This is a genomic window from Acinetobacter variabilis, from assembly GCF_000369625.1.
In the GTDB taxonomy this organism is placed as follows: domain Bacteria; phylum Pseudomonadota; class Gammaproteobacteria; order Pseudomonadales; family Moraxellaceae; genus Acinetobacter; species Acinetobacter variabilis.
Genome location: NZ_KB850112.1, coordinates 251,105 through 277,570 on the forward strand (window position 1 = coordinate 251,105; position 26,466 = coordinate 277,570).

General features: G+C 43.7%; 20 protein-coding genes, 2 tRNA genes, 1 rRNA gene, 2 pseudogenes and 2 other annotated features. Of the genes and pseudogenes, 17 read left to right on the plus strand and 8 right to left on the minus strand.

The genetic code is table 11. The annotated features are described in order from the left end of the window. Positions 1-70 precede the first annotated feature (70 nt). The 8 genes from atpB to F897_RS03770 all read left to right on the plus strand — a co-directional run bounded on the left by atpB (position 71) and on the right by F897_RS03770 (position 6,750). On the plus strand, positions 71-946 hold the full coding sequence (gene atpB / locus F897_RS03735; RefSeq protein WP_004780701.1) for a F0F1 ATP synthase subunit A: 876 nt from the start codon (positions 71-73) through the stop codon (positions 944-946). A gap of 82 nt (positions 947-1,028) precedes the next feature. Continuing rightward, positions 1,029-1,274, plus strand: a complete 246-nt coding sequence (gene atpE / locus F897_RS03740) for a F0F1 ATP synthase subunit C (protein ID WP_000424060.1) — start codon at positions 1,029-1,031, stop codon at positions 1,272-1,274. Between the two features lie 39 nt (positions 1,275-1,313). Continuing rightward, the gene (locus F897_RS03745) at positions 1,314-1,784 is read left to right on the plus strand and encodes a F0F1 ATP synthase subunit B (protein ID WP_004780703.1); all 471 of its coding nucleotides are present in this window, start codon (positions 1,314-1,316) and stop codon (positions 1,782-1,784) included. Between the two features lie 12 nt (positions 1,785-1,796). Beyond that, positions 1,797-2,333, plus strand: a complete 537-nt coding sequence (locus tag F897_RS03750; protein ID WP_005233391.1) for a F0F1 ATP synthase subunit delta — start codon at positions 1,797-1,799, stop codon at positions 2,331-2,333. Between the two features lie 43 nt (positions 2,334-2,376). Further along, the gene (atpA, locus tag F897_RS03755) at positions 2,377-3,921 is read left to right on the plus strand and encodes a F0F1 ATP synthase subunit alpha (protein WP_005233393.1); all 1,545 of its coding nucleotides are present in this window, start codon (positions 2,377-2,379) and stop codon (positions 3,919-3,921) included. Positions 3,922-4,009: 88 nt separating this feature from the next. Next, entirely contained in the window at positions 4,010-4,879 is an 870-nt protein-coding gene (gene atpG, locus F897_RS03760; RefSeq protein WP_004780708.1) for a F0F1 ATP synthase subunit gamma, read from the plus strand. Positions 4,880-4,909: 30 nt separating this feature from the next. After that, positions 4,910-6,304 (plus strand): F0F1 ATP synthase subunit beta, encoded by a 1,395-nt coding sequence (atpD, locus tag F897_RS03765; protein WP_004780710.1) that lies wholly within the window; start codon positions 4,910-4,912, stop codon positions 6,302-6,304. Between the two features lie 26 nt (positions 6,305-6,330). Continuing rightward, positions 6,331-6,750 (plus strand): F0F1 ATP synthase subunit epsilon, encoded by a 420-nt coding sequence (locus tag F897_RS03770; RefSeq protein WP_004780711.1) that lies wholly within the window; start codon positions 6,331-6,333, stop codon positions 6,748-6,750. A gap of 44 nt (positions 6,751-6,794) precedes the next feature. Here F897_RS03770 and F897_RS03775 read toward each other — a convergent pair whose 3' ends face one another. Then, positions 6,795-7,499 carry a hypothetical protein gene (locus F897_RS03775; RefSeq protein ID WP_005233394.1) on the minus strand — a complete coding sequence of 235 codons (705 nt, stop codon included), beginning with the start codon at positions 7,497-7,499 and terminating at the stop codon, positions 6,795-6,797. Positions 7,500-7,722: 223 nt separating this feature from the next. On the opposite strand from F897_RS03775, the gene F897_RS03785 reads away from it, so the two are divergent. Both F897_RS03785 and F897_RS03790 read left to right on the plus strand, forming a co-directional pair. Then, a protein-coding gene (locus tag F897_RS03785; RefSeq protein ID WP_087748731.1) for an IS3-like element ISAba22 family transposase occupies positions 7,723-8,888 on the plus strand; the annotation gives its coding sequence in 2 pieces (ribosomal slippage) (positions 7,723-7,981 and positions 7,981-8,888; 1,167 coding nt in all). 290 nt (positions 8,889-9,178) lie between these two features. Next, the gene (locus F897_RS03790) at positions 9,179-10,555 is read left to right on the plus strand and encodes an NAD-dependent succinate-semialdehyde dehydrogenase (protein WP_005233395.1); all 1,377 of its coding nucleotides are present in this window, start codon (positions 9,179-9,181) and stop codon (positions 10,553-10,555) included. 68 nt (positions 10,556-10,623) lie between these two features. Here F897_RS03790 and F897_RS03795 read toward each other — a convergent pair whose 3' ends face one another. The 4 genes and pseudogenes from F897_RS03795 to F897_RS03810 all read right to left on the minus strand — a co-directional run bounded on the left by F897_RS03795 (position 10,624) and on the right by F897_RS03810 (position 13,240). Further along, complete coding sequence (locus F897_RS03795; RefSeq protein ID WP_034580597.1) at positions 10,624-11,229, minus strand: primosomal replication protein PriC; 606 nt, start codon at positions 11,227-11,229, stop codon at positions 10,624-10,626. 164 nt (positions 11,230-11,393) lie between these two features. Then, positions 11,394-11,771 carry an RcnB family protein gene (locus F897_RS03800; RefSeq protein ID WP_005233398.1) on the minus strand — a complete coding sequence of 126 codons (378 nt, stop codon included), beginning with the start codon at positions 11,769-11,771 and terminating at the stop codon, positions 11,394-11,396. A gap of 208 nt (positions 11,772-11,979) precedes the next feature. Continuing rightward, a pseudogene (locus F897_RS03805) lies at positions 11,980-12,525 on the minus strand (glutathione peroxidase). A 172-nt stretch (positions 12,526-12,697) separates the two neighbouring features. Next, a complete protein-coding gene (locus F897_RS03810) occupies positions 12,698-13,240 on the minus strand; it encodes a glutathione peroxidase (RefSeq protein ID WP_005233403.1) in 543 nt (180 codons plus the stop codon). Positions 13,241-13,567: 327 nt separating this feature from the next. Here F897_RS03810 and F897_RS03815 point away from each other — a divergent pair, with 327 nt between their 5' ends. Further along, positions 13,568-14,479, plus strand: a complete 912-nt coding sequence (locus F897_RS03815) for a DMT family transporter (protein WP_005233405.1) — start codon at positions 13,568-13,570, stop codon at positions 14,477-14,479. 397 nt (positions 14,480-14,876) lie between these two features. Here the strand turns inward: F897_RS03815 and tsaC are convergent, their stop codons facing one another. The 3 genes and pseudogenes from tsaC to F897_RS03835 all read right to left on the minus strand — a co-directional run bounded on the left by tsaC (position 14,877) and on the right by F897_RS03835 (position 17,838). Beyond that, entirely contained in the window at positions 14,877-15,446 is a 570-nt protein-coding gene (tsaC, locus tag F897_RS03825) for an L-threonylcarbamoyladenylate synthase type 1 TsaC (protein ID WP_005233408.1), read from the minus strand. 40 nt (positions 15,447-15,486) lie between these two features. After that, positions 15,487-16,626: pseudogene (dprA, locus tag F897_RS03830) on the minus strand (DNA-processing protein DprA). Between the two features lie 57 nt (positions 16,627-16,683). Next, positions 16,684-17,838, minus strand: a complete 1,155-nt coding sequence (locus F897_RS03835; protein WP_005233424.1) for a LysM peptidoglycan-binding domain-containing protein — start codon at positions 17,836-17,838, stop codon at positions 16,684-16,686. A gap of 120 nt (positions 17,839-17,958) precedes the next feature. Between F897_RS03835 and def the strand changes: the two genes are divergently transcribed. The 6 genes from def (at position 17,959) to F897_RS03865 (ending at position 23,579) form a co-directional block, all read left to right on the plus strand. Then, positions 17,959-18,489 carry a peptide deformylase gene (def, locus tag F897_RS03840; protein WP_004780730.1) on the plus strand — a complete coding sequence of 177 codons (531 nt, stop codon included), beginning with the start codon at positions 17,959-17,961 and terminating at the stop codon, positions 18,487-18,489. A 92-nt stretch (positions 18,490-18,581) separates the two neighbouring features. Then, positions 18,582-18,992, plus strand: coding sequence for a DUF2946 family protein (locus tag F897_RS03845; RefSeq protein WP_005233427.1), 411 nt, complete (start codon positions 18,582-18,584; stop codon positions 18,990-18,992). 71 nt (positions 18,993-19,063) lie between these two features. Next, a complete protein-coding gene (locus tag F897_RS03850) occupies positions 19,064-21,130 on the plus strand; it encodes a TonB-dependent copper receptor (RefSeq protein ID WP_005233429.1) in 2,067 nt (688 codons plus the stop codon). Positions 21,131-21,724: 594 nt separating this feature from the next. Beyond that, a 16S ribosomal RNA gene (locus F897_RS03855) occupies positions 21,725-23,262 on the plus strand. Between the two features lie 61 nt (positions 23,263-23,323). Beyond that, positions 23,324-23,400, plus strand: a tRNA-Ile gene (locus F897_RS03860). A gap of 103 nt (positions 23,401-23,503) precedes the next feature. Then, positions 23,504-23,579: transfer RNA gene (locus F897_RS03865), tRNA-Ala, on the plus strand. Positions 23,580-23,972: 393 nt separating this feature from the next. Continuing rightward, positions 23,973-25,964: a sequence feature (23S ribosomal RNA rRNA prediction is too short), on the plus strand. A 45-nt stretch (positions 25,965-26,009) separates the two neighbouring features. Then, positions 26,010-26,392, plus strand: a sequence feature (23S ribosomal RNA rRNA prediction is too short). The last annotated feature ends 74 nt before the right edge of the window (positions 26,393-26,466 follow it).

Below are 26,466 nucleotides of genomic sequence, written 5' to 3' on the forward strand. Positions count from 1 at the left end.
AGGCGAGATATCAAGCAGCACGCGATATTCGTTTGTTCTATAGTTTTTTGACATTGACCAGGTGTGATTTATGGCTGCTGAAGAACATGCCCTTACTTCGACCGAGTATATCAAGCATCACTTGACCAATATGACCTATGGCAAAATGCCAGACGGTACATGGAAATTGGCCGAGAATGGTGCTGAAGCTCAACAGATGGGGTTCACTGCTATTCACTTGGATTCAATGGGTTGGTCAATCGGCCTCGGTATCATTTTCTGCTTGTTATTCTGGCTCGTAGCGAAAGCTGCAAACTCTGGTGTTCCTACCAAGTTCCAGTCTGCAATCGAAATGATTATCGAGTTTGTTGACTCAAGTGTACGCGATACCTTCCATGGTAAATCGCGTTTGATCGCTCCACTAGCGCTAACCATCTTCGTGTGGATTTTCCTCATGAACTTGATGGACCTTATCCCGGTTGACTGGATTCCTTATGTCGCTCAACACGTGATTGGTGGCCTGTTTGGTATTGATCCACACCACGTATACTTCAAGATCGTTCCATCTACTGACCCTAACATTACCCTTGGTATGTCATTGTCTGTATTTGCACTTATCTTGTTCTACAGCATCCGTGAAAAAGGTGTTGGCGGCTTCGTTGGTGAACTAGCACTTAACCCATTTAACCCAAGTAACCCAGTTGCAAAAGCGATTCTTATTCCAGTGAACTTGATTCTGGAATTGGTAACCTTCCTTGCACGTCCAGTTTCATTGGCTCTACGACTATTCGGTAACATGTATGCGGGTGAGTTAATCTTCATTCTTATCGCGTTATTACCGTTCTGGATCCAGTGGGCGTTATCTGTGCCTTGGGCGATCTTCCACATTCTTGTTATTACGCTACAAGCATTCATTTTCATGATGCTGACTATCGTATACTTGAGCATGGCAAGCGAAAAGCATTAATGGTATTGCCTAACTGTCACGGGATGGTTGGGCACAATTTTTTAACTTAATTTGGTATAAACCTAACCTCTGAGGAATTATCATGGAACTCACTTTAGGTCTAGTTGCAATTGCATCTGCTATCTTGATCGCTTTCGGTGCTTTAGGTACTGCGATTGGTTTTGGTCTTCTAGGCGGCCGTTTCCTTGAAGCTGTAGCTCGTCAACCAGAATTGGCTCCACAACTTCAAACTCGTATGTTCTTAATCGCGGGTCTTCTTGATGCTGTGCCTATGATCGGTGTTGGTATTGGCTTGTTCTTCATCTTCGCTAATCCATTTGTAGGTTAATCAGCTTAATTCCGAAATTCACTATTTGAGGAATTTGCAATGAATATCAACCTCACATTGTTTGGCCAAGCGATTGCGTTTGCGATTTTCGTCGCATTCTGCATGAAGTTTGTATGGCCACCACTAATCAATGCGATTAGTGAACGTCAGCGTAAAATCGCTGATGGCTTAAATGCTGCTGAAAAAGCGAAGGCTGACCTTGCAGATGCGCAAGCACAAGTGAAAGCTGAACTGGACGCGGCAAAAGCACAAGCGGCTCAATTGATCGAACAAGCGAACCGTCGTGCAGCGCAATTGGTCGAAGAAGCTCGTACTCAAGCGTCAGCTGAAGGTGAGCGTATTCGTCAACAAGCTAAAGAAGCTGTTGATACTGAAATCAATGCTGCTCGCGAAGAATTACGTCAACAAGTGGCTGCTCTTGCAGTTGCTGGTGCTGAGAAAATTCTTAGCCAGCAAGTTGACGCAGAAGCTCACAATGCCATGCTGACTCAGCTGGCTGCTAAACTTTAAGAGAGGCGGATTATGGCTGAACTCTTGACGTTGGCACGCCCTTACGCTAAAGCAGCATTTGCTTACGCTTCTGAGCAAGGTACAGCTGACTCTTGGTCAACTGCACTTGAATTGCTCAGTGCTGCGGTGCAAGACGAAGCATTTTCAGCTTATCTAAATCGCCCTGAGTTGACACCTGCTGAGCAGGTGGCACTTTTTGCTAAAGTTTTAGGCGAAGACCAAACGCCTGCAGTGTCAAACTTTTTGACTATGCTTGCTGAAAACGCACGTTTGGCTTTGCTTCCTGAAATCGCTGCAGAATATGAACAGCTCAAATCACAGAATAACAATACTGTGGATGTTGTAATTGAATCAGCATTCCCATTGACTTCTGTACAGGAACAACTTCTTACTCGTGCGTTAGAGAAAAAATTCAATGCAGCAGTAAACGTTTCTGTAGAAGTTAACCCGGCGTTAATCGTGGGTGTGGTTATTCGTGCAGGCGACCAAGTGATAGATGATTCTGCGCTTAATAAGCTTGAAAAAATGCGTACTCGTCTTCTTGCTTAAGAAATAAGAAGACTGAACTTTAAAAAGATTGAGGTATAGCGCAATGCAACAACTGAATCCATCCGAGATCAGTGCGCTCATTAAACAGCGTATCGGCGATCTGGACACCAGCGCGACCGCTAAAAACGAAGGTACCATTGTTATGGTATCCGACGGTATTGTGCGCATTCACGGCCTTGCTGATGCAATGTACGGTGAAATGATCGAATTCGACGGCGGCTTATACGGTATGGCACTGAACCTAGAACAGGATTCAGTGGGCGTCGTTGTTTTAGGTAACTACTTAAGCCTTCAAGAAGGTCAAAAAGCTCGTTGTACAGGTCGTGTATTAGAAGTTCCGGTTGGTCCTGAACTTCTTGGCCGTGTCGTAGACGCTTTGGGTAACCCGATTGATGGTAAAGGCCCTATTGATGCAAAACTGACTGATGCTGTTGAAAAAGTAGCACCAGGCGTAATTTGGCGTCAATCAGTGGATCAACCTGTACAAACTGGTTATAAATCAGTAGATACAATGATCCCAGTAGGCCGTGGTCAACGTGAGTTGATCATTGGTGACCGTCAGACTGGTAAAACAGCTATGGCGATCGACGCGATCATCGCTCAGAAAAACTCTGGCATTAAATGTATCTACGTTGCAGTTGGTCAAAAACAATCAACTATCGCAAACGTAGTACGTAAGCTAGAAGAAACTGGCGCTATGGCGTATACAACTGTTGTAGCAGCAGCTGCAGCCGATCCAGCAGCAATGCTGTTCTTGGCTCCATACTCTGGCTGTACAATGGGTGAATACTTCCGTGACCGCGGTGAAGACGCGCTTATCATCTATGATGACTTGTCTAAACAAGCTGTTGCTTACCGTCAAATTTCATTGCTTCTTCGTCGTCCACCAGGTCGTGAAGCTTATCCAGGTGACGTGTTCTATCTACATTCACGTCTACTTGAACGTGCTTCTCGTGTATCTGCTGACTACGTTGAGAAATTCACTAACGGTGAAGTTAAAGGCCAAACTGGTTCATTAACTGCATTGCCGATTATTGAAACTCAAGCAGGTGACGTATCTGCATTCGTACCAACCAACGTAATTTCGATTACTGATGGTCAGATCTTCCTAGAAACATCATTGTTCAACGCGGGTATTCGTCCTGCTGTGAACGCGGGTATCTCTGTATCTCGTGTTGGTGGTTCTGCGCAGACTAAAGTCATCAAGAAATTGTCTGGTGGTATCCGTACTGCACTTGCACAGTACCGTGAATTGGCAGCGTTTGCTCAGTTCGCTTCTGACCTTGACGAAGCAACTCGTAAACAGCTTGAACACGGTCAACGCGTAACTGAGTTGATGAAGCAAAAACAATATGCTCCATACTCAATCGCTGACCAAGCTGTATCAGTTTATGCATCTAACGAAGGCTACATGGCTGACGTAGAAGTTAAGAAAATCGTAGACTTTGATGCTGCGTTAATTGCTTACTTCCGTTCAGAACACGCTGCATTAATGCAAAAAATTGACGAGACTGGTGCTTGGGATAAAGATATCGAAGCTGAATTCAAAGCTGGTATTGAAAAATTCAAAGCGACTCAAACTTACTAATTTAGCAACTTGCTAGATTGGTGTTGGTTTGGTTCACGGAATCAACCTTCGAGGGCTCGTAAGGGCCTTCGAATACTAGGTTAAGCGTATGGCAAATTTAAAAGAAATTCGCGCCAAAGTAGCTAGTATCAAAAGCACGCAGAAAATTACTCGCGCGATGCAGATGGTAGCAGCTTCTAAGATGCGTCGTGCGCAAGAGCGCATGGCTCAAGGCCGTCCGTATGCCGAAAATATGCACCGTGTAATTGCTCATTTGGTACAAGCGAATCCTGAATATAAACACCGTTATATGGTTGAACGTCCTGTTAAGCGCGTTGGCTATATCATTGTGTCTTCAGATCGTGGCCTTGCTGGTGGTTTGAACATTAACCTGTTCAAGAAAGTGGTAAAACACGTTCAGCAGCAACAAGAGCAGTCAATTGAAGTTCAATTTGCTTTGATTGGTCAAAAAGCGGTTTCGTTTTTTAAAAACTACGGCGGTAAAGTGCTTGGTGCGACCACTCAAGTGGGCGACACTCCAAGTCTTGAACAGTTATCTGGTTCTGTACAGGTGATGTTAGACGCTTATGATAAAGGCGAATTAGATCGTATTTATCTGGTTTCTAACGGCTTTGTCAACGCCATGACTCAAAACCAAAAGATCGAACAGCTTGTTCCTTTGGCAGCTGCTGAAGAAGACAAGACGCTTAACCGTCAATACGGTTGGGACTACATCTACGAGCCTGAAGCTGAAGAGCTTTTAAATGGCTTGTTGGTTCGTTACATCGAGTCTGTGGTGTATCAAGGTGTGATCGAAAACATCGCGTGTGAGCAGTCTGCTCGTATGGTTGCAATGAAAGCTGCAACTGATAACGCGGGTGAGTTGATCAAGAACCTGCAACTTATTTATAACAAGCTGCGTCAAGCCGCGATTACTCAGGAAATTTCTGAGATCGTTGGTGGTGCCGCTGCCGTTTAACATATATTAGTTTGAATTGAGGAGACAGCAATGAGTAGCGGTCGTATCATTCAGATCATCGGCGCGGTTATCGACGTCGAGTTTGAACGTAACAGCGTTCCTAAGATCTATGACGCTCTCCAAGTTGACGGTACTGAAACTACTTTAGAAGTTCAGCAACAACTTGGTGATGGCGTAGTTCGTACTATTGCAATGGGTTCTACTGAAGGCCTTAAGCGTGGTTTGAACGTAACTAACACTAACGCTCCGATCTCTGTACCAGTAGGTACAGCGACTCTTGGCCGTATCATGGACGTTCTTGGTCGCCCTATCGACGAAGCTGGTCCTGTTGCGACTGAAGAGCGTTTACCAATTCACCGTCAAGCGCCTTCTTATGCAGAACAAGCGGCTTCTACTGACCTTCTAGAAACTGGTATTAAAGTCATCGACTTACTTTGCCCGTTCGCGAAAGGTGGTAAAGTTGGTCTGTTCGGTGGTGCCGGTGTTGGTAAAACTGTAAACATGATGGAGTTGATCAACAACATCGCTAAAGCTCACTCAGGTTTATCTGTGTTTGCTGGTGTTGGTGAGCGTACCCGTGAAGGTAATGACTTCTATCACGAGATGAAAGACTCTAACGTTCTAGACAAAGTAGCAATGGTCTACGGTCAGATGAACGAGCCACCAGGTAACCGTTTACGCGTAGCCTTGACTGGTCTGACTATGGCTGAGTACTTCCGTGATCAAAAAGACGAAAACGGTAAAGGCCGTGACGTACTATTGTTCGTCGACAACATCTATCGTTATACACTAGCAGGTACTGAAGTATCAGCACTTCTAGGCCGTATGCCATCTGCAGTAGGTTACCAACCGACTCTTGCAGAAGAGATGGGTGTTCTTCAAGAACGTATTACATCGACTAAGTCTGGTTCTATTACGTCAATCCAAGCGGTATACGTACCTGCCGATGACTTAACTGACCCATCGCCTGCAACTACGTTCGCTCACTTGGACGCAACTGTTGTATTGAGCCGTGACATCGCTTCTCAAGGTATTTACCCTGCGATCGATCCACTTGACTCTACTTCACGTCAGCTAGATCCACTTGTAGTTGGTACTGAGCATTACGAAATCGCTCGTTCAGTTCAAAACGTTCTTCAACGTTATAAAGAATTGAAAGACATTATCGCAATTCTTGGTATGGACGAATTGTCAGAAGAAGACAAACTTACTGTATACCGTGCACGTAAGATCCAACGTTTCTTCTCTCAACCGTTCCACGTAGCTGAAGTGTTTACTGGTGCTCCTGGTAAACTTGTACCGCTTAAAGAAACGATTCGTGGCTTTAAAGGTCTTCTAGCTGGTGAATACGATCACATCCCAGAACAAGCGTTCTACATGGTTGGTGGTATTGACGAAGTGATTGCTAAAGCTGAGAAACTTTAATTAGTTCCCTAATTTAGGAGATTCTCATGGCGACTATGCAATGTGACGTTGTAAGTGTTCAAGAGTCTTTGTACTCAGGCACTGTAACTATGCTAATTGCTAAAGGTGCTGGCGGTGAGTTAGGTATTATGCCTGGTCATGCTCCGCTGGTAACTTTGCTCCAACCTGGCGCGATCCGCGTTATTTTGGAAAACGGTACAGAAGAATTAATCTATGTATCTGGTGGTGTTCTAGAAGTTCAACCGCATGTTGTTACGGTTCTTGCTGATACAGCAGTCCGTGCAGAAAACTTGGATGAAGCTGCAATTATTGAAGCGCGTAAACACGCTGAACAATTGCTCGCAAATCAAAAGAGCGATTTGGACTCTGCTGCTGCTTTGGCTGCTCTTGCAGAAACTGCTGCTCAGCTGGAAACGATCCGCAAAATCAAAAACCGCGCAATGTAATTGCTGGTTTAAGATTGAAAAAACCACCCGAAAGGGTGGTTTTTTTATGGGAGTAAACCTTGAATAGTACTTCCAATAGAAAAGATGCTGTCAGTTATTCCTAGACCTAATGCCAAACCTCCTAAATACATTTTCCAATCTTGGCTTTTTTCACTTCTCATAAAATCTTCGTACTTTTGATTGGTAAATGTATGACCAATCGATTCTTCAAGAATTTCTAATAACCCATCGTTTCCAAATATATGGTAGTAGTCTAAAGCTTCAACGATCTTTCTTAATTTTTTAACAATAAATGATCTAACGCTATCATCTAAAGATTTATTATCTAAAATAGAAAGTATTAAATTTAAAGTATTATTTTTAATATCATTTATATCGTTAATGTTCAAAGTGAGTGACTTGTTATTGATTAATTCCCAAATCCTAATTTGAGAGTAGATATGTGATTGAATATCAGGGTAGAGTGATCTTGCGGTTGAGTAAAAGTTATGAACATCGAAACTTGTGTAAGAAATTAAGTCAATTAAGTCTTGCTGCCAACTATATTCATTGGATGGCTGATCAGCTCTCATAAAATCAACCAAGTCATAAATGTTATTCGCAAGTTGTATTCTTAAGCGATCGTAATTTTCACTGTCAGGTTCGACTTCTAACCCAATTGCTAAGCATTCATATGGCTGTAAAGTACCAGCATTTACATAAGGTTTGATACGTTCTAAAAAATTATAAATAATTTGAGGTTTATTCATATTTTCAAAAAATATTTGAGGAATAATCTTAAATCTTATATATGAAATGTTTTAAATAGAATGGGGAATAATCTCAAACTCCCCATTCTCCACAATCCTCACCTTAAATGTCTCATCAAATCCTTCTGCTAAACTTGATACTTCAAGCTTTTTATAGTGATGTGTGCTGAAAAAACAGGAGGTTTTAACTTGGTAAACTAAACACACTCATCAGGAGTTTACCATGAGCAAGAAATACAAGACTTACACCACAGAATTTAAAGCTGAAGCCATCAAATTAATTGAAGCCAATCAAGGCAATGTCTCGGAAACAGCTAGACAACTTAGCATTTCAATGCAAACTCTTTCAAATTGGAATACCAAAGCAAAGGCTGGAACTTTAGCAGGTACAAAACAGTATTCACCTGATCTAAACGCTCTACTCGAAGAAAATAAAAAACTCAAACAACAGCTCAAAATAGCTGAAATGGAACGTGAATTTTTAAAAAAGGCAGCAGCGTACTTTGCCAAAGAAAGTCAGTAAGGTACGCCTATATGAAACAAAAAAGATATTCATTTCCAATTACCTTAATGGCTCGATTACTTCATGTTTCAGTTTCATGTTTTTATGATTGGCTCAAGAGAGGCGTGAGCAAAAGAACGATTCAACGAAATCAACAGACGATATTGGTGAAAATAGCCCATGAGGAGACAAGGCAGAGCTATGGTTATATTCGATTAACCAAATACTTACAAGCTCAGGGCATAAAAATGAGTATGTACGCTGTACGTCAGATAAAAGCGCTGAACCACCTGTATTGTAAGCGACACAAGCGTTTTAAAAGGACTACGAATAGTGACCATAATCGAGCGATCTATGAAAACCTGCTGGAGCAACAATTCTCAATGACTAGACCAAATCAAGCATGGTCAAGTGATATTACGTACATATGGACTGTTGAAGGATGGCTGTACTTAGCAGCGGTAAAAGACCTTTACACGAAGCAAGTGGTTGGCTATAGCTTAAATGAGCGCATGACAACACAGCTTGTTTGTAATGCGCTAAATATGGCTATTCACAATCAAAAACCAACCAAAGAACTGATTGTGCATTCAGACAGAGGAAGTCAATATTGCAGCCATGAATATCGAAATATACTTGAGCAATATGGTTTTCAAGGTTCAATGAGCAAGCGCGGAGACTGTTACGATAATGCACCGATTGAAAGCTTTTGGGGAATACTGAAAAATGAGTTAGTGCATCATTACAACTATCAAACCAGAGAAGAAGCCAAAGCAGATATTATAAAATACATTGAGTTATTTTATAATCATCGAAGAATTCAAAAGGGTTTGGGTTTTAAGACACCAAATCAAATGGCCGAAGACTTTTATAAGTTGGCTGCCTAAAATCTCCCAAGGGAAAGTCTCCTGATAATTCAGCGTATATCAATAGTTTGCTCGAACCCTAACTTCAGCACTATTGGCTTTAGTTTGATATTTATTAGAAAACTTTATTTTGTACCGCTCGATATAACTTTTACCATTTCTCAGTAATGTTTTGAACCAATCTGTAAACCTGCACACGCCATAAAAAAATCAGTGATAAGTTAAATGATTCGAACAGATTTCGCTTGTTATAGCTTAATACGATAGAAGTTTAGAACAGGCAAAACTTATAATTGAAAAAAGGGAAAACTATGGCTTATCAATCTATTAATCCATTTACCAATCAAAAATTGAAAGACTACCCATCGCATAGCGATCAAGATATTCAACATGCACTCGATACTGCAGAAAAAATCCTGAAGTCGGATTGGACTCAACACGTAGATACCCGAATTGAGGTACTTCGTAAACTGGCAAGCAACATGCGGGAACGCAAGTCAGAACTGGCTAAAATCATGACGCTGGATATGGGTAAGCTGATCAAGCAGAGTGAAGGTGAAATCGAAACCTGCGCCAAAATTGCTGAATACTATGCTGATCATGCCAAAGAGTTTTTAGCGCCAGTTTCTTATGAAACGGAACTGGGAGAAGCTTGGGTAGAACATCATCCCTTAGGAATTATTATGGCGGTAGAGCCTTGGAACTTCCCATTCTATCAATTGATGCGTGTCTTTGCCCCGAACTGCGCAATTGGTAACCCTGTGGTAGCCAAGCATGCCAGCATCGTTCCGCAATGTGCTGAAGCCTTTGAACGGTTGATTCTTGATGCAGGCGCACCGAAAGGTGTGTGGACTAATCTGTTTATCAGTAGTGATCAGGTCGCAGATATTATCGCAGATCCACGTGTACAAGGCGTTGCTCTTACGGGATCAGAAGGTGCAGGGCGTGCAGTAGCGGGGCAGGCCGGTAAACATGTCACCAAATCCACATTAGAATTGGGTGGTAATGATGTATTCATTGTGCTGGATGATGCTGATCTGGAAAAAGCGATCAAAATTGGCTGTCAGGCACGCGTTAATAACACGGGGCAAGTTTGTACAGCAGCTAAACGTTTTATCCTGCATGAGAAAATTGCAGAACAATTTAAAGCGGGCATGCTCGAGGTCTTTGAAGGCTTAAAAATTGGTGATCCATTGGATTCTGAAACTACTCTTGGCCCACTGTCTTCAGCAGATGCGTTGGAAAAACTGACCAAGCAGGTGGATAAAGCTGTAGAGAATGGCGCGAAAGTTTTGACTGGTGGTAAGCCTTATGAACATGAAGGTAATTTCTATCAGCCAACTATTCTGGAAAATATCAGCCGTGATAATCCGGCTTGGTATGAAGAATTCTTTGGCCCGGTCGCTCAAATTTATGTGGCAAAAGATGAAGATGAAATTGTATCGATTGCCAATGATTCCAATTATGGTCTCGGAGGCGTGATTCATTCACAAAATATTGAGCGGGCGAAAAAGCTGGCTTCACGTGTAGAAACCGGCATGATCTGGATTAACTGGTATACCGACACTGCGCCAGAGCTACCATTTGGCGGGATCAAAAATTCAGGTTATGGTCATGAACTTTCAATTGATGGTTTCAAAGAATTTGTGCAGAAACGATTGGTAGTGGTGAAAAGCCCAAAAAAATAATATTGAATTTTTAAAATAAAGAAGCCACTTAAACAGTGGCTTCTTTTTGAACGAGATATCAACGTAAATCAGGTGTTTTCTGGTTCAGCTTCTGATGAAGCGTCTTTATCTGGGTTTTGAATCAGCATGCCTGCTAGTTTAAGCATTTCAGCTTGCACACTGACCATCTGGCTTTCAATTTTCTTTAAATCAACCTGGCTGAAATCGACCTGGCCATTCAGTAAAGGAGAAGCCAGAACCTGTTGATTGGCACTCATGATATTGCTACGTACCTGATCAATTTCCTGACTTTTTAAATTCAGTTCACTTAAGGCCTGATTAAAGCCTGTCAACTGTTGTTGTAACTTGCCTGCTGTAGCTTGCAGTTGCTGGGTATCTTTAGTATCTACCGCAGTTTGCAGATCAGTTTGGGTCTGCTTTAACTGTTCAACATAACTGCCTGCCTTGAATTGCAGATCAGCCACATCACGCACCATATAAAACATATTGCCAGACTTCAGCTCTGTTTGCGCAGTCGTCGTGCGATCACTTTGCTGTGCAGGTTCAAGATCAGTAGAAAGAGTACTTTGTTCTTGCTCGACCGGTGCTTCGGTCGCCTGTTCACAGCCCATTAATAAAATGCCTGAGCTAAATAATGCAAAAGGAAGAAGAGCATTTACAAGAATCTTGGACATGAAATCGTGGTCTCGGTGCAGGTGGTTCTAAGGCATGACTATAAGAATAAAATGTGGAGATAAAAAAGATTGTTGCAAAGTAATAACAAATATTTTGAATACAAATGATTAAGACATTAAAAAAGAGTGCCGAAGCACTCTTTTTTCACCGAGGAGGATAAAACTTATCCTGCAATAATTTTGATAATGTTATGGCTCATCACATTGGTCAGGATATAGTCACCATTCACTTTGATCCATTGCTGGTTTTTACCAGGTTTGCTGAGTCTTTTGTATTTGCTGTGGTCTACCTTGTACACTTTGTTCTGGAACTGAGCTGGTATTTTTTGACCTACGCGCCAATCGCGTGAAGGATCTATTTTCTTATGTATCTGTTTATGCTGTTGAGCGTGTGCAGGGGATTTATGCTGTGCATGCTGCTGAACATGCGTTTTTTGTGGCTGATGGTGTTGCGAGTGATGCTCTGGAGCTGCAGCAAAAGCTGAAGTCGCCACAAGTGCACTAGATAATGAAAATATGACTGCTTTTACTAAGTTTTTCATGTTTTGAACCTATCGTTATCTCTCTTGGGATAACTGCATATTAGGCTCAACTCATTGATAAATATGGAATGAAGTGTTGTAGAAAAATAAAAATTAAGTGTAAATCATGGAGGTTTTAGAGCTACGTAAATATGGTTTTAAGTATTTGATTTTAATATAAAGAATAAGTATCTATTCTTGAAATAGATACTTACATTACTGTTACAAATTATTTAGCCAATTCTGCATTGATCGTATCTCGCAAGCGAGCATCATCTGCTGGAATATTGGGTGCAAAACGCGCGACCACTTCACCTTGCTTGTTGACCAGGAATTTTTCAAAGTTCCATAGCACTTCTGGTAATTCATTTGGCGTGTTGCCAAAACTTTTCAGGCGCTCTGCAAAATCTTCGCCGCCTGTACGTTGCGGCTGAGCTTGGGTCAGATAATGGTAAAGAGGATGCTGATCTTCACCCACGACAGAGATCTTGGAGAATAGCGGGAGATCCACATTGTAGTGCAGACTGCAGAACTGCTAGATTTCCTCGTCTGTGCCCGGTTCCTGACCTTTAAAGTTATTCGCAGGAAAAGCCAGAATTTCCAGTCCTTCGGTTTTTTTCTCATTATAAAGTTTTTGCAGTCTTTCATATTGTGGGGTTAAACCACATTTCGATGCGACATTCACAATCAGCAGGACTTTGTCCTGATAACTGGACAGAGTCGTATTTTCTCCAGTGACGGTTTTTACCGGAATCTCATAAATGGACTGACTCATATTATTTCGCTCGAGTTGTTATGGAAATAGACTCATGTTTTATCGGGTCTGGGCGGTTTCAGTAAACATAAATTTTAGATAAGTTTTTGAAAAGAGTATGAAATTCAATGTTCATGCCTATGAGTCAGGTCGGCTAAACTGGTCATCAGTTGCAACCGACCTATTAAAAGACTTATTTAGCAAGCTCAGCATTGATTGCATCCAGCAGGCGTGAATCATCTGCCGTGATATCCGGTGCAAAACGTGCAACGACTTCACCCTGTTTGTTCACCAGGAACTTTTCAAAGTTCCAGAGGACTTCAGGTGGTTCATTTGGAGTCAGGCCATAGTCGACCAGATCTTTCCACCACGGACCTTCACCGATACGTTCTGGCACAGCTTGAGTCAAAGTAGCATACAAAGGATGTTTAGCTTCACCCACGACCGGAATTTTAGCAAACAGCGGGAAATCCACCTGATAGTTCAGGGAACAGAATTCCTGAATTTCCTTTTCACTTCCAGGTTCCTGTTCCAGAAAATCATTGGAAGGGAAGCCTAGAATTTCCAGCCCTTGTTCTTTTTTCTGCTGATAGAGTTTTTGCAGACCTTCATATTGTGGGGTCAGGCCGCATTTAGAGGCTACGTTTACAATCAGTACCACCTTGCCCTGATACAGGTTCAGCGTGGTTTCTTCACCCTGAATGGTCGCAACCGGAATGTCATATACAGATGCCATGTGTTTATCCTAAAGTGATTTATTATCGTTCTCTGTTGTAACGGGCTTTGCCCAATCCCGCAAGACCCATTACTGCGGCTTTTGACAGATTTTTGTATAGCGCTGTGTCAACGCAGCATATTTTAAGCAGGTACTGGATTGAAGCAGGGCTGAATGATGGGACGATCTTGAACAGAACAACATTTCGCAGCAGTACACTGCCCCAAAACGCTTAAATTGGACTAGAATGAGGGCGCAAGGAAAGTTTAAAAATAAAGTGAAAAGGCATTCATTCAGAGCAGGAAGCAGAGTCTGCTTCAGGTCTATCGACTCAACAAGGAACAGAATATGACACAGCAAGAAAAAATGCTGTCTTGGGTCATTCTTTTACCGGTCAGTGCGGTACTGATCTGGTCACTGAATATTGTCGTGACCCGCTATGTGACGGACTTTATTTCGCCGGTGAGCATCAGTTTTTATCGCTGGTTTTTTGCCTTTCTGATTCTGACCCCGTTTATTCTGCCGCGAGTGATTCGTGAACGTGCCCTGATCGTCCCGCATCTGAAACAGCTGGCAGTGCTGAGTGCATTTGGTCTGGTGCTGTATCAGGGCCTGGCGTATACCGCCGCACATTACACCACCGCCACCAATATGGGCATTATTAATGCCTTTATTCCAATTTTCACCATTTTTGTGTCGATGCTGATTCTGCGCGATATCCCGAATCGCTATGCGATTATTGGCAGTCTGTTGTCCTTTGCCGGGCTGATCTATGTGATGGGGCAGGGTAATCCGTGGGGGCTGTTGCATGCTGGCGGCCAGTGGGGTGATCTGCTGATGATTATTGCCGTATTTTTCTATGCCTTTTACGGGGTCTTTCTGAAAAAATGGCAGCTGCAGATTCCGCTCATGCTGAGCCTGTATGTGCAGATTCTATTTGCATTGCTGTATCACCTGCCGTTTGTGGCGTGGTTGGGTCTAGATGTCATTAATCTGGCCAATGCTGGCAGCGTCATCTACGCCAGTATTTTCCCGTCACTGATTGCACCTTTGCTGTGGATGATGGCGATTCAGCGTCTGGGGCCGAACCGTACCAGTATCTTTATGAACCTGATGCCGGTGTTTACTGCTTTAATTGCCTTGGTCTGGTTAAAAGAGGCCTGGACCATTTATCACAGTATTGGTGGGGCGATTATTCTGTTCGGCATTGTACTGGCCCAGAAAAAAACCATGGCGCCGGTGCTGCTAAAAGCCAAATAATTGCCTAAAAAACGAACAAACAAACTTAGTTTTTTTGCTTGAATGATCTCGTAAATAAAGACAAATAGACTTTAGTCGAGGATGGGAGGTTTTAGGTTCTTTAAAAAGCACTTTAAAAAGAGCAAGATAATTTGAATTTTTTTAAAATAATGATTGATTAATCATAGGTTTAAGCTGCTTTTTAAGAGCTAAAATATATTTGTTTTTTTTAAACTGTTCGCCCATAATACGCTCCATCGCAGATCAGCAACTGTTGCTGAAATGTCCAGAGATTTCGATACCCTCTGGATGTGATTGATACACATCCTTTTTTATGCTCAACCATCCCTATATGGTTGAGCTTTTTTTTGTCTTAAAACTTTAGTCGACTTGAAAAGAAAAATGACTGAGCAAAGGCTCAGTCACGAATAATTTCACCTGTTACGGCATCAATAATCCGGCTTGGTTTCTGGCTCAGTCCCAGATCACCATTCAGATAATTCAGATCCTGACCAAAATAACGCATGGCATCTTGCAGGGAACGTGCAGGTTCTAAGCCGGCAGGATTGGCACTGGTTGAAACAATAAAACCGCCAAAAGCCTGACACAAGGCTACACAAAGAGGATGAGTGGTCACGCGCACTGCCACTTTAGGGTGTTTGCCTTTAATCCAGCCTGGAATATCGTCATTGGCAGGGAGTAGCCAGGTGGTCGCCCGGTCTGTAGGTCGATCATTACTCCAGGACTCAATTACTTTTTCACGCATTTCTTCACTTAGATCCTGAAGTAAATGTTCCACTTGTAAAATATGAGCTGCGAGTAAAATCACGCCTTTTTCAATCGGGCGCTGTTTTAAGGTTAAAATCTGGTGAAATGCCTGTTTATTATAGGGGTCGCAACCTAAACCCCAAACAGCCTCTGTAGGGTATGCCAAGACCTGTGCAGCTTTGAGACATTCAGCTGCTTCGGCAACAGAGGTGGTGATCATGTGTATACCTTATCAAAACAAGAAGTGTCTATTGTGAACCTTATTTATGCGGACGACAACGTAGATACATGCCGGCTTGCTGGGTGCAAAAGCCAAGTAGCTCCAGTTCCATCAATTGACCGGTGAGAGAAGAAACATCCTGTTGCAGATGATGACTGAGATGATCCAAGTCCTGTCCGACCCAGTCCAGCTGGTTATAAAGTCTGAGCAAATGAGGCGGTATGTGTGCAGGAAGTTCATCCGCCATGTCATGTTGTACTTCATTTTGTAAGGCTTGCCATTGGGTCGCCAGTGCCAGTTCTTCAATCACCTGTTGCGGATGATCAATCAGAATCGCGCCTTCACGAATCAGCTGATGGCAACCTTTATGATATTCACTATAAATATGTCCCGGAATGGCAAATACAGTCTTGCCTTGTTCGGCAGCCAGTTTGGCCGTAATCAGAGAGCCGCTTTTTAAGGTCGCTTCAGCCACAATGACCCCGAGACTTAAGCCACTGACAATCCTGTTACGCCGTGGAAAGTGATGCTGCAACGGTGGGGTTTCTGGTAGAAACTAGGTAATGACGGCACCACCATGCGCAATAATCTCCTGGCGCAATTGTGCATGTTGAGAAGGGTAGGTCTGATCCAGTCCGGTTCCCATCACCGCAATGGTTCCCTGATGTTTTAATCCTGCCCGATGAGCAGCTTCATCTATGCCTTGTGCTAATCCACTATTAATATAGAAACCCTGTTCACTCAAATAAAAAGAAAAATCATAGGCTACTTGCCGGCCATGAGGACTCGGCTTGCGACTTCCCACAACTGCAATTTGGGCTTGTAGCAGGGTATCCGGCTCACCTTGGCCAAAAATAATCGGTGGTTTGTCTACATAGTGGCTGAGTTGCTGCGGATAGTGCAGATCATGGTAGAGTAGAACAAAATCACTATCTCGCTGAACTTTTTCCAGACAGCGCTGAAATTTCTGTTGTGATTCTGGAAGCGAGAAGTCTTTTAAGCGTTGGACATGATTGGCATGAATGCCAAGCGCCTGCCAGGTAGGCACCTGATCAGGCCGTATGGCTGTGGTCAGACTTGAATAATGCTGACTGATTTTATAGAAGCTCGAAAGAGAATGCTGAACTAGATACCATAACGTCAGTGTTTCCAGTTGCACGCGTGATAAAGAGTTCAGCATATCGAGACCTATATGTGTGTCTTCTTATTCTTTCAGTTGTAAAGTTAGATCAATCTATTATTCATCTAACAATGGCGCTTGAATATTGGCACCCACCTTGATAGGTAACTCACTTTCCAGCACATAAGCATAGCTCAGCTGGTCAAAAGTTTTAAAGACCATCACATTGCCAATGCGCTCACCTGGAAGCTGTACGCGCTCTTTGGTTTTCGGATCAGTCACGACTTCACCTTTCTGGTTTACGCTAAAGACATGACCAGTCTGAACCCCATGTGCCGTACCACGGTCAATCGTCACGACACTATGACGTGCTGCTGTACCAATTGAACCCAGTACACGCACAATCTGACCACCAGCAACCGTATTTTCTGCATTCACTGGATAGAACAGGGTAGGCAACATCGGATCGTATTCAGGTAATACACGGTCACCACGACGCACTTCGGCATTGTAGCTATCTGTCAATTCCAGCGTGGTAACATCACCTTCGCCACGTACTGCGATTCCGGAAGCAACCTGTTGCAGCTCTAGAGCAGCCGTGTATTTCTTGCCATTTGCATCGGTAAAGACATAAGGGTCTGCTTCACGATACACCGCATAACGCTGGCCAACCACCAGACCGTTACCACGGGCATAGACCTTCTGGCCTTTACCTGCCAGTACGCGCTGGTCTGCGGTACCGAGAATGTAAGGCGTGCCTTGAACTGAATCAGCTGCCACAATGGTATAGCGTTCAAGCCATTGCTGGATGTGCGCTAATGGAATCACTGGAATCGTATTATTTAAAGATTCAACGCGAACCTGTGGTTGTAGTGAAGTACTACCGATATAACGACTGATGATACCTTCACAGCCATCACCTTCGTCTTTACCGATAATTGGACGACCTTGATAGTCACACATCAACAGGCGATCACCTGGAAAAATCCAATGTGGATTTTTCACGTGCTTGTTACTGGCCCAGATTTCTGGCCAACGCACCGGATTTTTTAAGAAACGTTTTGAAATATCCCACAATGTATCGCCTTTTTTGACCACGTAGACATTAGGCGCACTGGCTTTTAAAGCAGGTGGATTGACGTTGCGGGCAGGAGCTGCCTCGGCTGAATATATTGTCCCCATACTCACTCCGACACAAACTGCCAGTGCGAGCATTTGATTTTTTAACCCCAAGGCACTAAAAAATGGCATGCCCTTCAAAACCTTTTTCATTATCATAATTCCTAAAATTATGTGCGTAATTGCGTTATAATAACGATCTTACACACATTTTTTTGATGAAGCATTCCCTTCATTTGGTTTTTTGATCAATGGCATAATTGAGGACGCAGTATGGCCTTATTACCTATTTTAAGTTTCCCGGATCCCCGTCTTCGTACCATTGCACAACCAGTCGAAGAAGTTACTGATGAAATTCGTCAGCTCGCTGCAGATATGTTTGAAACCATGTATGAAGCGCCAGGCATCGGACTCGCCGCGACCCAAGTCGATCGTCATATTCAGCTGATTGTGATGGACCTGTCTGAAAACAAAGATCAACCCATGGTGTTCATTAACCCCAAAATCACACCATTGACTGAAGAAACACAGCCTTATGAAGAGGGCTGTCTATCAGTTCCTCAAATATACGATAAAGTTGAGCGTCCGTCACGCGTAAAAATTGAGGCAATTGGTCTGGATGGTCAACCCTTTGAACAAGAGGCTGATGGACTTCTCGCTGTGTGCATCCAACATGAAATGGATCACTTAAATGGTAAGCTTTTTGTGGATTATCTGTCGCCATTAAAACGTCAGCGTGCCCGTGAAAAAGTAGAAAAACTGGTTCGCCAGCGCAATAAGGAAAAAGTTGCAGTTAAACGCTAAAATTATTTTCCCAAGCAGTTTTTATGATTCAACAAGCCCAATTTTGATTGGGTTTTGTTATACTCAGCCTAGATAAATTTAAGGGTTTGCCTATGGTTCTGCGGGGAGGTCTGCTACTTTCCTTTGTAGCGGTATTTCTACAGATTGCTGTATTCTTACAGCCTTTGCTGCCGAAGCAATATCAGGTTGCTCCGGTCTGTGAAACCATCACGCGTGCCCTTTTAGTTTCCTCTCATGTTCATTCTGAACATCCTGCTCATCATCTTGATCAGCATCCTATTTCCTCGGACTCCATGGCGCATGAACACGATGCTAGTCATCAGTGTCAGTACTGTACTGTCTATGGCAACCTGGTTTTGCCGCCTGAGCTTGAAGTGAAAGAAGTCCTGGATCGAATTCAGGTCAGACTATTGGCTTTTGAACAAGCCTTTAAGCATGTCTGGTTTATCCTTCAACGACTCTTTTTAATCCCGCAGGGACGGGCACCGCCACTGTTTGCATAAATCCACGTTGTTTTGCCTGGGTCTTTACTGACTTAGGCCGTGTTCAATTTATGTATTCAGTGAGATAGAAAATGGCCCAGCCTAAATTTTCTTTACAGCCCCTTGCGGCTGCGATTTGTGTTGCTTGTTATTCTTCGATGGTGCTGGCAAATGAAGCCATGCCAGTACAAACCATGTCACCGATTGTGGTGACTTCAACTGCCGGTAATGATGCTAATGGTCTGATTGTCCGTGCTGATCCGAAACAGCCGATTCAGCCAGTGCCGGCAACCGATGGCGCAGATTATCTGCAAAGTATTGTAGGTTTTAGTTCGGTCAATAGCGGAGCAGGTACCAATGGCGATGTGACCTTTCGTGGCATGTTCGGTTCACGCATTAAAATCCTGACTGATGGCACAGAAAACTTGGGTGCCTGCCCAAGCCGGATGGATTCGCCCACTTCATATATTTCTCCAGAAAGTTATGACCGTATTTCAGTGATTAAAGGTCCTCAAACGGTTCAATATGCCAATACAGGTTCTGCTGCAACAGTTATTTTTGAACGTAATCCTGAAAGCTTTACAGAAGATAAAAATTACCGTGGACAAGCTAGTGTACTTATGGGCTCTTATGGTCGTTTAGATCATAATGTTGAAGCAGCATTGGGGGATGATAAAAAATACATTCGTTTAAATGCGAGCCGATCTGTATCGGATAGTTATAAGGATGGTGATAACAATAAAGTTCCATCAGATTGGGAAAGATGGAATACCGATATTGCATTAGGTTGGACACCTGATGAAAACACATGGATTGAGTTAACAGGCGGAAAAGCTGATGGCGAAGCTGTTTATGCAGGGCGTGGCATGGATGGTTCACAGTTTGCACGAGAAAGCTTAGGTTTGCGTGTTGAGAAGAAAAATATTACAGATGTAATTAAGAAAATTGAAGCGCAAGTGAACTATAATTTTAATGACCATATTATGGATAATTATAGTTTGAGAAAAGTACCTCAGACACACGATGAAAACCATCAAATGGTAGATAATCCAATGTCTATGCAGGTAACACGCCGTACACTCAATACTCGTTTAGCTATGACAAGTGAATGGGATAAGACTCAACTTATTACGGGGTTTGATTCTCAACACAATAAACATGCTGGTGGTATGAAGTCGAATAGCATGGATATGCCATTAAAAGCTGATATGGAGTTTCAGTCTTATGGTGCTTTTGGTGAATTAACTTATCAATTGGAAGGAAACAATCGTGTTGTATCAGGTGCGCGTATTGATCGTGTTGAAATTGATGCTTTAAAAACTCAACACAGCCGCACAGAACTTTTGCCAAGTGCATTTATCCGTTTTGAAAATACTCACCCTAACCATGATGATGGTAAAACTTATATCGGTTTAGGTTACGTAGAACGTGTGCCAGATTATTGGGAATTGTTTAAAACCGATTACAAAGGTGTAACGGCAAATACTTTCAAAAAATTAGAAACAGAGAAAACATTACAGCTTGATTTAGGCTATCAGCATGAACACGGTGCATTTAATTCTTGGGTGTCGGCTTATACAGGCTTAATTAACGATTATATTTTGATGGTATATCCACAAACACAATCAAGTGGGCATGGGCATTCAATGCATATGAGTGCTAAGCAAAATACTGTCGATTCAAGAAATGTTGATGCCATTATTGCTGGTGCGGAAGCAGGTATTGGTTATAACTTTACAGATGCTATTCAAGCAGATGTTAGTGCAATGTACGCTTGGGGTGAGAATACAACTGACAATATGCCGCTACCCCAAATCTCTCCATTAGAAGCACGAGTTAACTTGCGCTATATTCAAGACAAATACAATGTTGGGTTATTGTGGCGTGTAGTGGATGGTCAAAACCGTATTAGTAAGAATGAAGGTAATATTGTTGGATACGATCTACAGCAAAGCGCAGGTTTTAGCACATTATCGCTAAATGGAACCTATAATTTAGCAGAAGACATCGATTTATCAGTGGGTATTGATAATGTGTTAGATAAAACCTATACGGAGCATTTGAATAAGATGGGAAATGCAGGTGTCGGTCTGGCGGCCAATGAACAATTCAATAATATGGGACGAAATTATTGGGCAAGAATCAGTATGAAGTTCTAATCTGATTAGATTCAGTACAAAAAGCAGGACAAAAGTTCTGCTTTTTGCTTTTTTAATTTAATAAAATTAATAATAATCAAATATTTAATTATTTTGACAATTTCTAAATAAAATAATGAATATTTTTATTAAAATATTTTTTATATATAAAACAGTTAATTATAAATATTGTGGTTTATAAAATAAACACACGTTTCAAATGTTTTAAAAAAGGTGTTGCAAGGCATCTGAAATGCTGTAGAATGCACATCCATCGGCGGTGATGAAGATTAAAACTTCTGATAAAACAGTAACTTAGCATAAAATAGTTAAGTTGGGTTTTAGAAAGGGGGTTTAAAAATAATTTTCATTACTGGTTGACTTTCTAGAGATAGAGAGTAATATAGCCGACCTAGCTTGCTACTGACGAAGTAGTAAGAAGATCATTAAGAGATTATGAAGAACAACTTGTGTGGATTTTTACTGGTTGATTGATCGAAATTATTTTCATTGATTGATTGGTTTGAATTACTCGAAGTTTATTTGAGCGAAATTTAAGTCAGGAAATTGATGAGCCAAGTTTAAGAGTTTTACTTATAAAACTCGAAATGATTTTAACTGAAGAGTTTGATCATGGCTCAGATTGAACGCTGGCGGCAGGCTTAACACATGCAAGTCGAGCGGGGATAGGGTGCTTGCACCTGATTCCTAGCGGCGGACGGGTGAGTAATGCTTAGGAATCTGCCTATTAGTGGGGGACAACGTTCCGAAAGGGACGCTAATACCGCATACGTCCTACGGGAGAAAGCAGGGGATCTTCGGACCTTGCGCTAATAGATGAGCCTAAGTCGGATTAGCTAGTTGGTGGGGTAAAGGCCTACCAAGGCGACGATCTGTAGCGGGTCTGAGAGGATGATCCGCCACACTGGGACTGAGACACGGCCCAGACTCCTACGGGAGGCAGCAGTGGGGAATATTGGACAATGGGGGGAACCCTGATCCAGCCATGCCGCGTGTGTGAAGAAGGCCTTTTGGTTGTAAAGCACTTTAAGCGAGGAGGAGGCTTACCTGGTTAATACCTGGGATAAGTGGACGTTACTCGCAGAATAAGCACCGGCTAACTCTGTGCCAGCAGCCGCGGTAATACAGAGGGTGCAAGCGTTAATCGGATTTACTGGGCGTAAAGCGCGCGTAGGTGGCTAATTAAGTCAAATGTGAAATCCCCGAGCTTAACTTGGGAATTGCATTCGATACTGGTTAGCTAGAGTATGGGAGAGGATGGTAGAATTCCAGGTGTAGCGGTGAAATGCGTAGAGATCTGGAGGAATACCGATGGCGAAGGCAGCCATCTGGCCTAATACTGACACTGAGGTGCGAAAGCATGGGGAGCAAACAGGATTAGATACCCTGGTAGTCCATGCCGTAAACGATGTCTACTAGCCGTTGGGGCCCTTGAGGCTTTAGTGGCGCAGCTAACGCGATAAGTAGACCGCCTGGGGAGTACGGTCGCAAGACTAAAACTCAAATGAATTGACGGGGGCCCGCACAAGCGGTGGAGCATGTGGTTTAATTCGATGCAACGCGAAGAACCTTACCTGGCCTTGACATACAGAGAACTTTCCAGAGATGGATTGGTGCCTTCGGGAACTCTGATACAGGTGCTGCATGGCTGTCGTCAGCTCGTGTCGTGAGATGTTGGGTTAAGTCCCGCAACGAGCGCAACCCTTTTCCTTATTTGCCAGCACTTTGGGTGGGAACTTTAAGGATACTGCCAGTGACAAACTGGAGGAAGGCGGGGACGACGTCAAGTCATCATGGCCCTTACGGCCAGGGCTACACACGTGCTACAATGGTCGGTACAAAGGGTTGCTACTGCGCGAGCAGATGCTAATCTCAAAAAGCCGATCGTAGTCCGGATCGCAGTCTGCAACTCGACTGCGTGAAGTCGGAATCGCTAGTAATCGCGGATCAGAATGCCGCGGTGAATACGTTCCCGGGCCTTGTACACACCGCCCGTCACACCATGGGAGTTTGTTGCACCAGAAGTAGGTAGTCTAACCTTAGGGAGGACGCTTACCACGGTGTGGCCGATGACTGGGGTGAAGTCGTAACAAGGTAGCCGTAGGGGAACCTGCGGCTGGATCACCTCCTTAACGAAAGATTGACGATTGGTAAGAATCCACAACAAGTTGTTCTTCATGACGATGTATCTGAGGGTCTGTAGCTCAGTTGGTTAGAGCACACGCTTGATAAGCGTGGGGTCACAAGTTCAAGTCTTGTCAGACCCACCATGAGCAAGACTTAAAGCACTGCTTTAAGGCGAAGCGCAAGGCAAACGAACGTGAGTGAGTGCGCAGGCTATAATCTGATACATCGAATCACAAATGATAAGCTGGGGACTTAGCTTAGTTGGTAGAGCGCCTGCTTTGCACGCAGGAGGTCAGGAGTTCGACTCTCCTAGTCTCCACCACTCATTGCGATGCAATGAGTTAAACATTAAGCAAACGAACTGATAGCTTATAGAGCTTAGTAAGAAAGCGGCGTATAATGCGCGGCATTGTTATTAATCTCTGTGATTTATCACAGTAATGCAGTCCGACGAGGATGCATTAAATCATTAACAGAATATATTTGAGTTGAAATAATTTGTTCATACTCATACAAGAGCGGAAACAAGAGATCGCGAGATTGATTGTTGAAGTGATTGAATGAGAACTAGCGAAATTAACTGAATCAAGCGTTTTGGTATATGAATCTAATTGAAGCTGTACAGTGATTAAGTTCACAAGATCGCAAACAACTACGTTGCTACACTGACTTGTAGGTGTAACGACTGTTTGGGGTTGTATAGTCAAGTAATTAAGTGCATGTGGTGGATGCCTTGGCAGTCAGAGGCGAAGAAAGACGTGATAGCCTGCGAAAAGCTCCGGGGAGGCGGCAAATATCCTGTGATCCGGAGATGTCTGAATGGGGAAACCCACCGGCTATAAGGTCGGTATCATAAACTGAATACATAGGTTTATGAGGCGAACGCGGAGAAGTGAAACATCTCAGTATCCGTAGGAAAAGAAATCAATTGAGATTCCCTCAGTAGCGGCGAGCGAAAGGGGAACAGCCCATTAAGTCATATCAGTTTTAGTGGAATGCTCTGGGAAGTGCAACCATAGTGGGTGATAGTCCTGTACACGAAAGGGCTGATATGATGATGTCGAGTAGGGCGAGGCACGTGAAACCTTGTCTGAATATAGGGGGACCATCCTCTAAGGCTAAATACTCCTGACTGACCGATAGTGAACCAGTACCGTGAGGGAAAGGCGAAAAGAACCCCTGTGAGGGGAGTGAAATAGATCCTGAAACCGCATGCATACAAGCAGTGGGAGCCACTTTGTGTGGTGACTGCGTACCTTTTGTATAATGGGTCAGCGACTTATATTCAGTAGCGAGGTTAACCGCATAGGGGAGCCGTAGAGAAATCGAGTCTTAATAGGGCGTATAGTTGCTGGGTATAGACCCGAAACCGGGTGATCTATCCATGAGCAGGTTGAAGGTTGGGTAACACTAACTGGAGGACCGAACCCACTGTCGTTGAAAAGCCAGGGGATGACTTGTGGATAGGGGTGAAAGGCTAATCAAACTCGGTGATAGCTGGTTCTCCCCGAAAGCTATTTAGGTAGCGCCTCGGACGAATACCATTGGGGGTAGAGCACTGTTTCGGCTAGGGGGTCATCCCGACTTACCAAACCGATGCAAACTCCGAATACCAATGAGTACTATCCGGGAGACAGACTGCGGGTGCTAACGTCCGTAGTCAAGAGGAAAACAATCCAGACCGCCAGCTAAGGTCCCTAAATCATAGTTAAGTGGGAAACGATGTGGGAAGGCATAGACAGCTAGGAGGTTGGCTTAGAAGCAGCCACCCTTTAAAGAAAGCGTAATAGCTCACTAGTCGAGTCGGCCTGCGCGGAAGATGTAACGGGGCTAAAACTATGTACCGAAGCTGCGGATTTGCAATTTATTGCAAGTGGTAGGGGAGCGTTCTGTAAGCCGATGAAGGTGGATTGAGAAGTCTGCTGGAGGTATCAGAAGTGCGAATGCTGACGTGAGTAACGACAAAACGGGTGAAAAACCCGTTCGCTGAAAGACCAAGGGTTCCAGTCCAACGTTAATCGGGGCTGGGTGAGTCGACCCCTAAGGCGAGGCCGAGAGGCGTAGTCGATGGGAAATTGGTTAATATTCCAATACTTCAGTGTAATGCGATGAGAGGACGGAGAAGGTTAAGTCAGCCTGGCGTTGGTTGTCCAGGTGGAAGACAGTAGGCATGCATCTTAGGCAAATCCGGGGTGCTCTATGCTGAGAGTTGATAGCAAGCCAGTTTACTGGTGAAGTGGCTGATACCATACTTCCAGGAAAAGTCTCTAAGCTTCAGTTACACTGGAATCGTACCCGAAACCGACACAGGTGGTCAGGTCGAGTAGACCAAAGCGCTTGAGAGAACTCTGCTGAAGGAACTAGGCAAAATGGTACCGTAACTTCGGGAGAAGGTACGCTGCCGGCGGTGATAGGACTTGCTCCTTGAGCTGTTGGCAGCCTCAGAAACCAGGCCGCTGCAACTGTTTATTAAAAACATAGCACTCTGCAAACACGAAAGTGGACGTATAGGGTGTGATGCCTGCCCGGTGCTGGAAGGTTAATTGATGGGGTTAGCGTAAGCGAAGCTCTTGATCGAAGCCCCAGTAAACGGCGGCCGTAACTATAACGGTCCTAAGGTAGCGAAATTCCTTGTCGGGTAAGTTCCGACCTGCACGAATGGCATAATGATGGCGGCGCTGTCTCCAGCAGAGGCTCAGTGAAATCGAATTCGCCGTGAAGATGCGGTGTACCCGCGGCTAGACGGAAAGACCCCGTGAACCTTTACTGCAGCTTGACATTGAACTTTGATCTTACTTGTGTAGGATAGGTGGGAGGCTTTGAAGTGGTGACGCTAGTTGCCATGGAGCCGTCCTTGAAATACCACCCTGGTAATATTGAGGTTCTAACTCTGCTCCCTGATCGGGAGCGAGGACCATGTCTGGTGGGTAGTTTGACTGGGGCGGTCTCCTCCTAAAGAGTAACGGAGGAGTACGAAGGTGCGCTCAGCGTGGTCGGAAATCACGCGTAGAGTATAAAGGCAAAAGCGCGCTTAACTGCGAGACCCACAAGTCGAGCAGGTACGAAAGTAGGTCTTAGTGATCCGGTGGTTCTGTATGGAAGGGCCATCGCTCAACGGATAAAAGGTACTCTGGGGATAACAGGCTGATACCGCCCAAGAGTTCATATCGACGGCGGTGTTTGGCACCTCGATGTCGGCTCATCTCATC